This window comes from Micromonospora sp. NBRC 101691, assembly GCF_030269285.1.
In the GTDB taxonomy this organism is placed as follows: Bacteria; Actinomycetota; Actinomycetes; order Mycobacteriales; family Micromonosporaceae; genus Micromonospora; species Micromonospora echinospora.
In genome coordinates this window covers 1-1,379 of record NZ_BSTB01000048.1, presented here as the reverse complement: position 1 = coordinate 1,379, position 1,379 = coordinate 1, and the positions used below count along the sequence as shown (strand labels likewise).

Here is a 1,379-nt window from a genome sequence, read left to right as displayed (position 1 = left end):
GGAGGTGCCGGTGAAGGTGGTTCCGGTGGAGGTGGCGACGTAGACGTCGTTGAGGGTGCCGTGGGTGAAGGTGACGATGTCGTCGCGTCCGTCACCGGTGAAGTCCGTCGGCGAACCCGCCAGATACTTACCACCTGAGCCACCGCCGGCGTTGACCAGCGAGATGTAGTAGTCCCAGTTCCAGTGTGGACCGGGATCGGTGTGGTTGTTGCCGGGGATCTCGTAGTGCGCCTTGATCGCGGTGCGGTTCTTCGGCAGGCCGTACTTGTCGCAGAGGTAGCGGGTCAGCGCGGCCGACGACCGGTACATGGCGTCGGTGAACCAGGCCGGGTTGTCGACGTAGCCCTCGTGCTCGATGCCCACCGTGTACGGGTTGCCCGAGCGCGCGTGGTAGGCGGTGTCGCCCTCGCGCACCATCTGGGTGATCTCGCCGTTGCTGGACTTCACCACGTAGTGCGCGCTCACCCCCGACGCGGGGTTCTGGAACCAGCTGATCGTGCCGGCGTACGAGCCCTGGGTCACGTGGATGACCACGGTGGTGATCCGCGAGGACCGGCCGGCCGAGTAGTTGCCGCCGTGCGCGGCGATCCACCGGGCCGGCGGGTACTCCGGCACCGCCGCCGCGCCGACGCCCGAGGTGGCCGATCCGGCGGGGGCGACGCGGGCGTACCGGCCGAGTTCCGGCTGGACCCGCTGCGGCGCGACCCGTACGGCGGCCGTGCTGATGCCGGTGTGGAGGAGGTCGTAGACGTGGTCGGCGTACAGGCGTGCCGTCGCGTCGTCGACGGCGTGCGCGTACCGCGCGACCACCGGGTACCAGGCGGAGATCCGGTCCCGATCGGCGGCGGTCAACCGCTCGGCGTCGGCGAGGTCCCGCAGGAGGGCCGCGCCGCCCCTGATGTTGGCCGAAGTCACCGACCTGAGCGTGGACACCGGTTGCCCGGTCAACTCGGCCGCCCGTTCCAGAGTGCGTTGGCGGGGGTTGCTGACCAGGTGCATGACGCCGTAGCCGTTGGCCTGGCTGGGGCGACCCTCGTGTCCGTCGAGCCGGGTCTCGCCGTAGCCGACGGCGACCAGCAGATCCTTCGGGACGTCGAACTCACCGGCCGCACGGGCGAAGGCCGAGTCGAGCGGGCCGGCGGCGGTCGCGGGGGTGGCCGGTGCGACGGGGCTCAGCAGCGCTGCCGCGAGGACGGCGGCGACGCCCCCGCGCCAGGGGAGTCTGGTGGGTGGCATGGTGGTCTCCCGTTCGCGGGTCAGAGGGTGGTTTCGCCGTTGAGGCCGAAGTAGTCGTGCCATTTTTGGCCGGGTGTGAAGGTGGTGCCGGTGGAGAGTCCGACGTAGACGTCGTTGGTGGTGTTTTTGGTGAAGACGATGAT

At 69.9% G+C, this 1,379-nt stretch carries 1 protein-coding gene; it reads right to left on the bottom strand.

The genetic code is table 11. The annotated features are described in order from the left end of the window. Nucleotides 1–1,236: N-acetylmuramoyl-L-alanine amidase (locus tag QSK20_RS31885; RefSeq protein ID WP_285792316.1), on the bottom strand; the 1,236-nt coding region annotated here is incomplete at its 3' end. Nucleotides 1,237–1,379 lie beyond the last annotated feature (143 nt).